Annotated in this window: 12 protein-coding genes; 7 read left to right on the forward strand and 5 right to left on the reverse strand. The window is 57.9% G+C overall.

The window, feature by feature from the left end; all coding sequences use genetic code 11:
- Positions 1–18: 18 nt before the first annotated feature.
- Positions 19–1107, reverse strand: coding sequence for a tRNA (uridine(54)-C5)-methyltransferase TrmA (trmA, locus tag AOC04_RS00225; RefSeq protein ID WP_060690634.1), 1089 nt, complete (start codon positions 1105–1107; stop codon positions 19–21).
- Positions 1104–2399, reverse strand: a complete 1296-nt coding sequence (locus AOC04_RS00230) for an NCS2 family permease (protein ID WP_060690635.1) — start codon at positions 2397–2399, stop codon at positions 1104–1106. Before AOC04_RS00230 ends, trmA begins: the two co-directional genes overlap by 4 nt.
- A 201-nt stretch (positions 2400–2600) precedes the next feature.
- On the opposite strand from AOC04_RS00230, the gene AOC04_RS00235 reads away from it, so the two are divergent.
- Positions 2601–3038 carry a DUF4879 domain-containing protein gene (locus tag AOC04_RS00235; RefSeq protein ID WP_060690636.1) on the forward strand — a complete coding sequence of 146 codons (438 nt, stop codon included), beginning with the start codon at positions 2601–2603 and terminating at the stop codon, positions 3036–3038.
- 59 nt (positions 3039–3097) lie between these two features.
- Complete coding sequence (locus AOC04_RS00240; RefSeq protein ID WP_060690637.1) at positions 3098–3643, forward strand: DJ-1 family glyoxalase III; 546 nt, start codon at positions 3098–3100, stop codon at positions 3641–3643.
- 26 nt (positions 3644–3669) lie between these two features.
- Here the strand turns inward: AOC04_RS00240 and AOC04_RS00245 are convergent, their stop codons facing one another.
- On the reverse strand, positions 3670–4905 hold the full coding sequence (locus tag AOC04_RS00245; protein WP_060690638.1) for an MFS transporter: 1236 nt from the start codon (positions 4903–4905) through the stop codon (positions 3670–3672).
- Positions 4906–5306: 401 nt separating this feature from the next.
- Between AOC04_RS00245 and AOC04_RS00250 the strand changes: the two genes are divergently transcribed.
- Genes AOC04_RS00250 through AOC04_RS00260 form a run of 3 tightly spaced genes read left to right on the forward strand, consistent with a single transcriptional unit; the run spans position 5307 to position 7977 of the window.
- On the forward strand, positions 5307–6746 hold the full coding sequence (locus tag AOC04_RS00250) for a cytochrome ubiquinol oxidase subunit I (protein ID WP_060690639.1): 1440 nt from the start codon (positions 5307–5309) through the stop codon (positions 6744–6746).
- A 3-nt stretch (positions 6747–6749) separates the two neighbouring features.
- A complete protein-coding gene (gene cydB, locus AOC04_RS00255) occupies positions 6750–7757 on the forward strand; it encodes a cytochrome d ubiquinol oxidase subunit II (RefSeq protein WP_060690640.1) in 1008 nt (335 codons plus the stop codon).
- Between the two features lie 52 nt (positions 7758–7809).
- Entirely contained in the window at positions 7810–7977 is a 168-nt protein-coding gene (locus AOC04_RS00260; protein WP_060690641.1) for a DUF2474 domain-containing protein, read from the forward strand.
- A gap of 60 nt (positions 7978–8037) precedes the next feature.
- Here AOC04_RS00260 and AOC04_RS00265 read toward each other — a convergent pair whose 3' ends face one another.
- A complete protein-coding gene (locus AOC04_RS00265; protein WP_060690642.1) occupies positions 8038–9162 on the reverse strand; it encodes a methyltransferase in 1125 nt (374 codons plus the stop codon).
- Between the two features lie 239 nt (positions 9163–9401).
- Here AOC04_RS00265 and AOC04_RS00270 point away from each other — a divergent pair, with 239 nt between their 5' ends.
- The gene (locus AOC04_RS00270) at positions 9402–10178 is read left to right on the forward strand and encodes a ferredoxin--NADP reductase (RefSeq protein WP_060690643.1); all 777 of its coding nucleotides are present in this window, start codon (positions 9402–9404) and stop codon (positions 10176–10178) included.
- Positions 10179–10238: 60 nt separating this feature from the next.
- Here the strand turns inward: AOC04_RS00270 and mscL are convergent, their stop codons facing one another.
- Entirely contained in the window at positions 10239–10652 is a 414-nt protein-coding gene (gene mscL / locus AOC04_RS00275; protein WP_060690644.1) for a large-conductance mechanosensitive channel protein MscL, read from the reverse strand.
- 282 nt (positions 10653–10934) lie between these two features.
- Here mscL and katB point away from each other — a divergent pair, with 282 nt between their 5' ends.
- Positions 10935–12476 (forward strand): catalase KatB, encoded by a 1542-nt coding sequence (katB, locus tag AOC04_RS00280; protein ID WP_060690645.1) that lies wholly within the window; start codon positions 10935–10937, stop codon positions 12474–12476.
- Positions 12477–12610 lie beyond the last annotated feature (134 nt).

Here is a 12610-nt window from a genome sequence, read left to right on the forward strand (position 1 = left end):
AAAGAGTGGTGCAGGTGTTTACCGGCGAACCAGCAACACGCCCGATTCCATGTGGTGAGTCCACGGGAACTGGTCGAACACGGCGCAACGCTCGATACGGTGGGTATCGTGCAATTGGGCGATATTTTCGGCCAAGGTGGCCGGGTTGCAGGAGATGTACAGGATGTTGTCGAAGCGTCGGGTCAGCTCGCAGGTGTCCGGGTCCATGCCCGCGCGTGGCGGGTCCACGAAGACGCTGCCAAATTCGTAGCTTTTCAGGTCAATGCCCTGCAAGCGGCGGAAGGGACGGACTTCGTTCAGGGCCTCGGTCAGCTCTTCGGCTGACAAACGCACCAGCGTGACGTTATCCACAGCGTTGTCGCGCAGGTTGTTCAGCGCGGCATACACCGAGGTCTTGCTGATTTCGGTGGCCAGCACTTTGCGTACGCGGGTGGCCAGCGGCAGGGTGAAGTTGCCGTTGCCGCAGTACAGCTCCAGCAGATCATCCTGACGCTCGCCCAGCGCTTCGTATGCCCAGTTGAGCATCTTCTGGTTGACCGTGCCGTTTGGCTGAGTGAACGCGCCTTCGGGCTGTTGATAAGTGAAGGTGCGGCCGGCCACGACCAACTGCTCGACCACGTGATCACGCCCGATCACTACGCGTTTGCCTTTGGAACGGCCAATCACGCTGATTTCCAGGTCTTTGGCCAACTGTTCGGCCGCGGTCTGCCAGTGTTCGTCCAGCGGGCGGTGATAGCACAAAGTGACCATCGCATCGCCGGACAGAGTGGTCTGGAACTCCACCTGGAACAGTTTGTGGCTCAGGGCGGCGCTGGCTTTCCAGGCGGCCTTGAGTTGCGGCATCAATTGATTGATGCGCAGGCTGGCAATCGGGAACTCTTCGATCAGGATCGGCGTGCGCTTGTCATCCGGCGCAAACATGGCGTAGTGACGCTCGCCCCCTTCGCGCCACAGGCGGAATTCGGCCCGCAGGCGGAAGTGCTTCAGAGGCGAGTCGAACACCTGTGGCTCAGGCGCGTCGAAGGGCGCTAACAGCTCGCGCAGACGATTGGTCTTGGCCTCAAGCTCAATGGCGTAGGTAGCAGAATCAAACGGCAAAGCACTCATGCGTTAAACCAACCCAGTTTGATCACAAACAGAATCGACAGAATGATCAGCGGCGCATTGAGCTCGCGAGCGCGGCCCGACAGCAGTTTGATCACGGTCCAGGAAATAAAGCCGAAGGCGATGCCGTTGGCGATGGAATAGGTGAACGGCATCGCCAGGGCGGTGACCACGACCGGAGCGGCGACGGTGATGTCGTCCCAGTCGATTTCGGCCAGGCCGCTCATCATCAATACGGCAACGAACATCAGCGCCGGGGCGGTCGCGAACGCCGGAACGCTGGCGGCCAATGGCGAGAAGAACAACGCCAGCAGGAACATGATGCCGACCACGATGGCTGTCAGACCGGTCCGGCCGCCGGCACTCACGCCTGCTGCCGACTCGATGTAGCTGGTGGTGGTCGAGGTACCCAGCAACGAACCGGCCATGGCCGCGGTGCTGTCGGCGATCAGGGCCCGGCCCATTTTCGGCATGTGCCCGTCTTTGCCCATCAGGCCGGCGCGCTTGGCTACGCCGATCAGGGTGCCGGAGTTGTCGAACAGGTCAACGAACAGGAAGGCGAAGATCACGCTGATCAGGCCGATGTCCAGAGCACCTTTAATGTCCAATTGCAGGAAGGTCGGGGCCAGGGACGGCGGCATCGACACTACACCACCAAATTCGGTGACACCCAGTGCAATCGAGGCAACGGTCACGGCCAGAATGCCGATCAGCACGGCGCCGCGCATTTTCAGGGCTTCAAGGCCTACGATCAGTGCAAAACCCAGAGAGGCGAGAATGACTTTAGGCTGGCTCAGGTCGCCCATGCCCACCAGGGTGGCTTTGTTGGCGACGACGATCCCGGCGTTACCCAGTGCAATCAGCGCGAGGAACAGGCCGATGCCCGCGGCAATAGCCGAGCGAAGGGGCAGCGGGATGCTGTTGATGATCCATTCGCGGATGCGGAAGATCGACAACAGGAAGAACAACACCGCTGAAATGAACACTGCACCCAGCGCCACTTGCCAGGTGTGGCCCATGTGCAGCACCACGGTATAGGTGAAGAAGGCGTTCAGGCCCATGCCCGGAGCCAGGGCGATCGGGTAGTTGGCGATGATGCCCATGGTGGCCGAGCCGATGGCGGCTGCCAGACAGGTGGCGACAAATACGGCGCCTTTGTCCATGCCCGTTTCGCCGAGGATGCTCGGGTTCACGAAGAGAATGTAGGCCATCGCCAGGAAGGTGGTGATACCCGCAAGAATCTCGGTACGCACATTGGTGTCATGTGCTTTGAGTTGAAACAGCCTTTCCAGCATGCCAGTCCCCGTGGCGCCCAATGCGCCGTGATTAAATCGTTTTCAACAGACTCTAATAGTCTGAAGAATTTCTGTCTGTCGGAAAAAGCCGCGCATCATACCAGCAGACTCCAACGTCTGGCTGCTTTGGTTACCCAGCGGGGCAATGTTTTGTAACGTCGAGGGCACAGGCATACTGCATGCCAGTTTTTGGGGTAAATCATGAAGTGCACTATCAAGCCTGTTTTTGTCTGTTTCACCCTGTTGATAAGTGCTGCTTTGAACGCTGCACCGGCGATGCCCCTGAGCCGCGTCGAAATACTCAAGGTGGTGTCTGTATCCTGCGCCGTAGAGGATGTGTCGGATGGCCGCGAACAGACCAAATGCGACCATCAGGGCCCGGGCATCAAGGTTTACGTGCTTGAACGCGGCTATGGCGGCCAGCCGAATGTGAGCCTGGACGGCCAGGAAGTGGATGGCGTCCGCACCCCGGTGTGCAATCAGGGTGAAGGCCTTGTGACCTGTAATGGTGCCGGTACTACGGTGGGTTACCTTTATAGCTTCGATCTGGGTAACAAGGATGGCGGCTGGTTCGAGTTCAGTAACACCTCCCTGACTTCCCCGCACAATCGTCTCGGCGCCAGGCTGTATATAAAGTAGCCAGTACCCTGGAGGCGAAGCTGGACTAGGCTGATACGACCCCCTGTGCGAGATGCCCCATGACCTTTAGAGCCTTGATTGCTGTTGCTGAAGGCGTCGACGACCTGCAAACCGTGACCTTGATCGATGTACTGCGTCGTGCCGAGGTCGAGGTGGTGGTTGCCAGTGTCGAGGGGCGACGCATGTTGACCTGCGCCCGGGGCACACGGCTGACCGCCGACGGCATGCTGGTTGACCTGCTGGCGCAACCTTTTGACCTGATTGTGTTGCCGGGAGGTGCAGTGGGTTGTGAGCACCTGGTGGCGCATCAACCTCTGCTGCACATGTTGGCGGATCAGGCCAGGGCCGGAGGTTTTTACGCGGCGATTGCCCAGGCTCCAGCTTTGGTTCTGCAGCCTGCCGGGCTGCTCAAGCAGCGGCGCATGACATGCCTGCCTGCTGTCAGCGACCGGCTTTCGGGATGCAACTTCATCGACCAGCCGGTAGTGGTGGATGGCAACTGCATCACCGCCCAAGGCTCAGGGGCGGCTTTGGCGTTTGCTCTCACGCTGGTCGAGCAGCTCGGCGGCAAGGCTCGACGCAACGCAGTGGCCGCACAGCTATAGAAGAGGGGCCGCGGCTGGCGCTGGTATTACAGTTGATCCGGTTGTTTCTCTTCCACCATCCGGTCGCGATTGGCCAGCCCGGGGAACAGTTTTATCCACAGCCCCGTGACCACCAGGGTGCCGACCCCGCCCAGCAACACGGCAGGCACGGTGCCCAGCCAATGGGCGGTAGCACCGGACTCGAATTCGCCCAACTGGTTGGAAGCACCAATAAACAGGCCATTGACTGCACTGACCCGCCCGCGCATTTCATCGGGCGTTTCCAGCTGCACGAACGAGGCGCGGATCACCATGCTGATCATGTCTGCCGCACCCAGCACCACCAGCACCGCCATCGAAAACCAGAACGAGGTCGACAGCCCGAACGCGATGGTCGCGACGCCAAATACGCCCACAGCAGTAAACATGATGCGCCCCACCTTGCGTTCAACCGGGAACCTGGCCAGCCACAGTGACATCAGCAGGGCACCGACTGCAGGCGCTGAGCGCAACATGCCCAGCCCCCAAGGCCCGGTGAGCAGGATGTCCTTGGCAAACACCGGCAGCAACGCCGTGGCGCCGCCGAGCAACACCGCGAACAGGTCCAGGGAGATGGCGCCGAGGATGTCCGGCCGGCTGCGGATAAACCGAATGCCGGCCAACAGTGAGTCCAGGGTCGCCTTGCCCTTGTTCAGTGCAGTCTGGCGCGCAGGCAGATTGCTCATTAATAGTGCGGCAATCAGGTACAGCACCACCGTGGGGCCATAGACCCAGACGCTGCCAAACGCATAAAGCAGCCCGCCCAGTGCCGGTGCAACGATGGTGGCTGATTGCTGGGCTGCTTGTGCGGCCGCCACGGCCCGCGGGAACAGCGCGATGGGCACTATAGAAGGCAGTAATGCCTGGGTGGTGGGCATTTCAAATGAGCGGGCGCCCCCCAGCAGAAACGCCAGGACAAAGATCAACTCACGGCTTATATGGTCGGTTGCACTGCTGATGGCCAGGGTCAGGGCAATCATGGCCTGCAGCGACTGGCACAAGGCCGCGACCCGGCGACGATCATAGCGGTCGGCCACATGCCCGGTGTGCAGCATGAACATCACCCGCGGGGCGAACTCGATCAGCCCGACCCAGCCCAGATCCATCACGTTGCCGGTCAGTTGGTAGATATTCCAGCCAATGGCCACGGTCAGCATTTGAAAAGCGCTGGCAGTGAAGATGCGGGCGAACCAGAAGGCCACAAATGGCCGGTGATGACGTAACAGGAGAGGCTGGCTGGTCATTGAAGGGTCGGGGCAGAGGGCTGGAGCGATTGAGACTATCATTTTTGTGTAACAAATAATGACCCAAATTCGACTGCGCAACGATCACTTGAAGCGCTGCCGGTAGAGGCTTTTTGGACGAGAGTTTTGATTCCTGCAACAGTGTTTTACTGGCCATGGGACATCATGTCACGCGGCAAAAAACCACATTAGCGCACTGACGGGAATGGACTACTCTTTGATCAATGTTTGATCCAGGTCAAAGCCATTTGCGGTTTATCTGGATGGCCAGCCGGCCAGACCCCTTGCGTGGTGGTTGCAAAAGCGGACACCGATTCGCTGAGGCCATTATCAGCAGGGAAGTTGGACACAGGCGTAGCGTCTGTGTTCTGAACGACCTGATACCTGATAGAGGAAGACATATGTTCGGTTTTGAGGCTCTCGATCTCGCCCGAATCCAGTTCGCGTTTACCGTGTCGTTTCACATTATTTTTCCCGCCATTACCATCGGTCTTGCCAGTTATCTCATGGTGCTCGAAGGGATGTGGCTGAAAACCCGTGAGGACACCTACCGCGATCTGTATCACTTTTGGTCGAAGATATTTGCAGTCAATTTTGGCATGGGCGTGGTATCCGGCCTGGTCATGGCCTATCAGTTCGGTACGAACTGGTCGCGGTTCTCAGACTTTGCCGGCGCTGTTACGGGGCCCTTGCTGACGTACGAAGTCCTCACCGCGTTCTTCCTTGAAGCCGGTTTTCTGGGCGTGATGCTGTTCGGCTGGAACCGTGTCGGTCGCGGGATGCACATGTTCTCCACGGTGATGGTGGCCCTGGGCACACTGGTTTCGACATTCTGGATTCTGGCGTCCAACAGCTGGATGCAGACCCCCCAAGGCTTCGAAATCATTGATGGCCGGGTAATCCCGATGGACTGGCTGGCAGTGATTTTCAACCCGTCCTTCCCTTACCGTCTGGCGCACATGGCCACGGCCGCCTTTTTGGCCACGGCGTTCTTTGTCGGCGCTTCGGCAGCCTGGCACCTGCTGCGCGGCCGCAACACTCCCGCCATCCGCCGCATGTTTTCGATGGCGATGTGGATGGCGCTGGTGGTCGCACCGGTCCAAGCCTTTATCGGCGACGCCCACGGCCTGAATACGCTTGAGTATCAGCCAGTGAAAATTGCTGCGATCGAAGGTCACTGGGAGAACAAGCCCGGTGAGCCTTCGCCGCTGATCCTGTTTGGCATCCCGAACATGAAAACCGAGACGACGGACTACAAGATCGAACTGCCGTACCTGGGCAGCCTGATCCTGACCCACAGTCTGGATAAACAGATCCCGGCAATGAAGGACTTCCCGGCCGCAGATCGTCCGAACTCGACCATCGTGTTCTTCACGTTCCGGATCATGGTTGCGCTGGGCATGCTGATGATCTTCATCGGCTTGTGGAGCCTGTGGTTGCGCAAGACCGGGACGCTGTACGAGAACCGCTGGTTCCTGCGTCTGGTGCTGTGGATGGGACCTTCGGGTCTGGTGGCGATCCTGATGGGCTGGTTTACCACTGAAATCGGGCGTCAGCCGTGGGTGGTGTACGGGCTCATGCGCACAGCGGATGCGTCGTCCAACCACAGCGTCACGCAAATGAGCATCACTCTGGTCCTGTTTGTACTGGTGTACTTCGCGCTGTTTGGTGTGGGTCTGGGCTACATGATGCGTCTGGTGCGCAAGGGCCCGATCACCCATGAAGGCGAAACCCACAACGAAGGTGGTCCAGGCCAGCCACGCACGCCTTCCCGTCCTCTGTCTGCTGCCCATGAGGGTACGGATGAAGGCCACAGCGACAGCCTGACTAAGGGGAATTGAGTCATGGGTATTGATCTGCCACTTATCTGGGCAATCATCATCATCTTCGGGATCATGATGTACGTGATCATGGATGGCTTCGATCTCGGGATCGGTATCCTTTTCCCGTTCATCAAGAACGACAGTGATCGTGATGTGATGATGAATACGGTTGCCCCCGTCTGGGACGGCAACGAAACCTGGCTGGTGCTGGGCGGCGCGGCGTTGTTTGGCGCCTTCCCGCTGGCTTATTCGGTCGTATTGTCAGCGTTGTACCTGCCGTTGATCCTGATGCTGCTGGGCCTGATCTTCCGCGGTGTGGCCTTTGAGTTTCGCTTCAAGGCCAGGCCCGAGAAACGTCATATCTGGGACAAGTCATTTATTGGCGGTTCTCTGGTGGCCACGTTTTTCCAGGGGGTGGCACTGGGGGCCTTCATTGACGGTATACCGGTAGTCAACCGGCAGTACGCCGGCGGCGGCCTGGACTGGCTCTCTCCTTTTACCGTGTTCTGCGGCCTTGCATTGATCGTGGCTTATGCCCTGCTGGGGTGTACCTGGCTGATCATGAAAACCCAGGGCGACCTGCAACAGCAGATGCACAAACTGGGGCGCCCGCTGGCCCTGGCAGTTCTGGTGTTGATGGGCATTGTCAGCCTGTGGACGCCGCTGGCACATTCTGAAATCGCTGCGCGCTGGTTCACCCTGCCAAATCTGTTCTGGTTCCTGCCAGTGCCGATTCTGGTGTTGGTGACGATGTTCGGTCTGTTCAAAGCGATTGCCCGCAACGCCCACTACACCCCGTTTCTGTTGACCCTGGTATTGATATTCCTGGGCTACAGCGGTTTGGGTATCAGCCTGTGGCCGTACATCATCCCGCCATCAATCACGATCTGGGAAGCTGCCGCACCGCCGCAAAGCCAAGGCTTTATGCTGGTGGGCACCCTGTTCATCATCCCGTTCATTCTGGGTTACACCTTCTGGAGCTACTACGTGTTCCGCGGCAAGGTGACCCACGAAGACGGCTATCACTAGTGTGCCGCTGCGGCCTGAGGGTCGCAGCCTTTTCCCGAGAGGAGGCCGCAACATGGCTGGCAAGGACTATCTACACGAAGTGCAAGAGGCCGAGAAAAAGCCGTTGTGGCAACGCATTGGCTGGTTGCTGGTGATCTGGACCGCCAGTGTGGTGTCACTGGGCGTATTTGCCTGGCTGATCCGACTGTTCATGACCGCTGCGGGCATGAAGAGTCACTGAGGCTCGCCACAGACTAAAAAACCCTCTTCGGAGGGTTTTTGGTTGTAGGGCCAATCGTGCCTACTTGCGTGCTTTGAGAATCACAAACTTGGGCGTGGCAGCCACCTGTTCGACACCGCGAAACAGTTTGGCCAGCTTGCTGTGATAACCCAGATGGCGATTGCCGACGATGTACAGCGCACCGCCGACGACCAGTGCTTCCCGGGCTTGCTGAAACATCCGCCAGGCCAGAATGTCCCCCACCACTTGTTGCTGGTGGAAAGGCGGGTTGCACAGCACTACGTCCAGTGAATCGGGTTCCTGCCCCGCCAGGCCGTCACCGGCCCGCACAGACACTTCTCGCTCGCCCAGCGCCGCCTGCCAGTTTTCGCGAGCTGATTGCACCGCCATGAAGGATTCATCCACCAGCGTGTAGTGGGCGTCCGGGTTATTCAAAGCGCTGGCGATAGCCAGTACGCCATTGCCGCAACCCAGGTCCGCAACCCGGGCCGAGCCCAGGTTTTTGGGCAGGTGGGGCAGGAACGCACGGGTGCCGATGTCCAGCCCTTCACGGCAGAAGACATTGGCATGGTTGAGCAGCTCGATGGCGGGCTCGTCCAGTGAGTAGCGCGAAGGGTAGGGCGAGGCAAACGGCCCTTTGGCTTCAGGGTCAGCAATCAGCAAGCGGGCTTTTTTTACTGCCAGTGAAGCCTGGACCGGGCCGATATAGCGCTCTAGCAAATCGCCGGCTGCACGGGGCAGATGTTTGACCATTGCGCCTGCAATCACTTGCGCGCCCGGGGCCAACTGGCCTTGCAGACGAATGAGCTGTTCTTCGAGCAGCGCCAGGGTTTTGGGCACTCGCACCAGCACGCAGTCGAAAGGGCCAAGCAGTGGCTCGCTGGCAGGAATGACCGTGACGGCATCGAATGCATGACCGTTGCGTACCAGGTTCTTTTCCAGGGCCTGGATGGCGAGGAACGAATCGCTGCTGCTGGTGACGTGCATGGTGGTCACCAGACTGATCGCCAGTGCCCCAAAACTGTCATTAAGCACCAGCACCCGGCTGTTGGCGGGCAGACCCTGTTCGGCCAAATGGTTAAGCAGATACTCGTCCGCAGCGTCGAAAGCCTGTAACGGCTCGTTTTGCTGTTCAGGTTGGCGGATCAAGCGGAGTTGGGCGAAAGGGCTTTCGAGCACAGGCATTTATACAAACTCTGGAGAATCATCAGCGGCGACTTCGCAGCACTGGCGTCCGTGGGTTTTACAGGTGGCCGTGATTTTACTTTTTTTTGCCGGGGATTACCCGATGCGTTTATCCGGTGAGCCAGATCCGCCCCTTGGCGACGCCATCGCCTCGCTCCGGGAGCAAAACCAGCACAAACCGTCGGTGTTCCTGTCTCTGTCTTTGCGCGACACTAGGGCACTATCCAAGGGAGTGCCCCATGACTGCCAGTGCAGAAAAATTTACCCGCCAGACGCTGCTTGAGGTTACCCCGCTTACCCCCGGCCTTTTCACGTTGCGTACCACCCGCGACCCGGGTTTTCGTTTCACTGCGGGTCAATTCGCACGCCTGGGCGTGACCAAGGCTGATGGCAGCACTGTGTGGAGAGCCTATTCAATGGCTTCCTCACCCCATGACGAATTTCTGGAGTTCTTCTCCATTGTCGTGCCGGGAGGCGAGTTCACCAGTGAACTCAGTCGTCTGGAAGTCGGCGATACCTTGCTGGTTGAACGCCAGGCCTATGGTTTTTTGACCCTGGACCGTTTTGTTGATGGCCAGGACCTGTGGATGCTCGCGACCGGCACCGGCATCGCGCCGTTTCTGTCGATACTGCAAGATTTTGAAGTATGGGAAAAGTTTGAACATATCGTGCTGGTTTACAGCGCGCGGGAGACCAGAGAGTTGGCCTATCAGGAATTGATTGCCGGCCTGGTTGACCGTGATTACTTATCAGAATATGCACACAAGTTTACCTATGTGCCGATTGTCACGCGCGAGCATCACGAAGGTGCTTTAACGGGACGAGTTACCACATTGATTGAACATGGAGCACTTGAAGAACGGGTCAATATCAAACTGACAGCCGAGCACTCGAGGGTCATGTTGTGTGGTAATCCGCAAATGATTGATGACACCCGAAAGTTGCTGAAAGAGCGTGGTTTGCAACTAAGCCTGAGTCGCCGTCCGGGTCAGGTGGCAGTGGAAAACTATTGGTAGGCATTAACACGCCTGTAATAAAAAACGGCACCCTGGAGGTGCCGTTTTTTATCTGGACCGTTAAGGTCGATTGTTTTGCGCTTTGAGCAAGTCGCGAATTTCGCTGAGCAGTACCTCTTCTGAAGACGGTACTGGTGGCGCGCTCGGGGCCACAGCCTCTTCACGTTTCAGGCGATTGATCGCCTTGACTCCCATAAAGATGGCAAACGCGACGATGATGAAGTCGATCACGCTCTGGATGAACTTGCCGTATGCCAGAACCACGGCAGGTGCATCACCAACGGCTGCCTTGAGCGTAATGGCCAGGTCACTGAAGTCCACCCCTCCGATCAACAAACCCAAGGGGGGCATGATTACATCGCCAACGAAGGATGAAACAATTTTGCCGAATGCCGCGCCGATAATGATACCGACGGCCATGTCGACCACATTCCCTTTGACCGCGAAGGCCTTGAACTCACTGATCACGCCCATAGGTTATTCCTTGTTACATATGAAGTTGGTGTGTGCAGTGTAAGTCAGCCTTGCCGATCTTGCCTGCTGCGATGCTTGCATGCTTTTAAATCGACCGGTTCAAGGGCCAATAGTTTTAAAAAAGTCCTAAAAAATCCCGCTTAGTACCCGTTTAGACGCTTCAAAGCCAGATTTTTATTTCAATCAAGCACTTGCGACCTTTCTATTTAGGATTCTGTCCCTGGACCTCTAGCCTTTGGTCAGCGCACTCCCATGCGCATCTAATAACCAGAGGACTTTTGCATGACCACTCCCCTAGGCTTTGGAACGCTTTCGCAGCGTCGCCTGCTGTATGTTTTGAGCGCCAGCCTGCTGTCGGTTTCGGTTCAGGCCGCCACCCTGACTCGCGACAACGGTGCCGCAGTCGGCGATAACCAGAACTCGCAAACGGCAGGGGCAAGCGGCCCGGTATTGCTGCAAGACGTGCAGTTGCTGCAAAAGCTTCAGCGCTTCGACCGCGAGCGTATCCCGGAGCGTGTGGTGCATGCTCGTGGCACCGGGGCACACGGCACCTTTACCGTGACCGATGACTTGAGTGACCTGACCAAAGCCAAAGTGTTTGCCGCGGGTGAAACCACGCCGGTGTTTGTACGTTTTTCGGCCGTGGTGCATGGCAACCACTCGCCGGAAACCCTGCGTGACCCGCGAGGTTTTGCCACCAAGTTTTACACCGCAGACGGCAACTGGGACCTGGTAGGCAATAACTTCCCGACCTTCTTTATCCGCGATGCAATCAAATTTCCGGACATGGTGCATGCCTTTAAGCCGGACCCGCGTACCAACCTTGACGACGACTCACGGCGCTTCGACTTCTTCTCCCACGTGCCGGAAGCGACCCGCACCCTGACCGAGTTGTACTCCAACGCCGGTACGCCGGCCAGCTACCGTCAAATGGACGGCAATGGTGTACACGCCTACAAACTGGTGAACGCCAAGGGCGACGTGCGCTATGTGAAGTTCCACTGGAAAAGCCTGCAGGGGCTTAAAAATCTGGATCCCGGGCAAGTCGCCCAGGTTCAGGGCCGTGACTACAGCCACCTGACCCATGATCTGGTCACGCATATCAACCAGGGCGATTTCCCCAAGTGGGATTTATACGTGCAGGTGCTCAAGCCTGAAGAGCTGAAATCGTTCGATTTCGACCCTCTGGATGCAACCAAAATCTGGCCGGGCATACCTGAGCGCAAAGTCGGGCAGATGGTGTTGAACCGTAATCCGGCCAATGTGTTTCAGGAAACCGAGCAGGTAGCGATGGCACCGGCCAATCTGGTGCCGGGTATCGAGCCTTCCGAAGACCGCCTGCTGCAAGGCCGGGTGTTCTCGTATGCCGATACGCAGATGTACCGCCTCGGTGCCAATGCCATGCAATTGCCGATCAATGCCCCGCGTACTGCCGTGAATAATAGTAACCAGGACGGCGCGATGAATATCGGCCATACCAGCACCGGGGTGAATTATCAGCCGAGCCGCTTGATGCCGCGCGAAGAGCCACAAGCTGCGCGTTACAGCGAATTGCCGCTGTCGGGTACTACCCGGCAGGCGAAGATTGAGCGTGAGCAAAACTTCAGGCAGGCGGGTGATCTTTACCGCTCGTTCAGCAACAAAGAGCGTCAGGACCTGATTGCAAGCTTCGGTGAGTCGCTGGCCACAACTGACGATGAAAGCAAGCACATCATGCTGTCGTTTCTGTACAAGGCTGACCCTGAATACGGCACCGGCGTGACCAAAGTGGCCAAGGGTGACCTGAGCCGCGTCAAGGCACTGGCCGCCAAACTGGTCGACTGACAGTCAGGAAAATCTTTGTGGGAGCTGGCTTGCCAGCGATAGCATCAACAAGGTCTGAAATTAAAACTGTGTTGCCCGCATCGCTGGCAAGCCAGCTCCCACTGTAAGGGGATTAATTATGCGTGTTGTCGTTT

Source organism: Pseudomonas versuta (assembly GCF_001294575.1).
GTDB classification, from domain to species: domain Bacteria; phylum Pseudomonadota; class Gammaproteobacteria; order Pseudomonadales; family Pseudomonadaceae; genus Aquipseudomonas; species Aquipseudomonas versuta.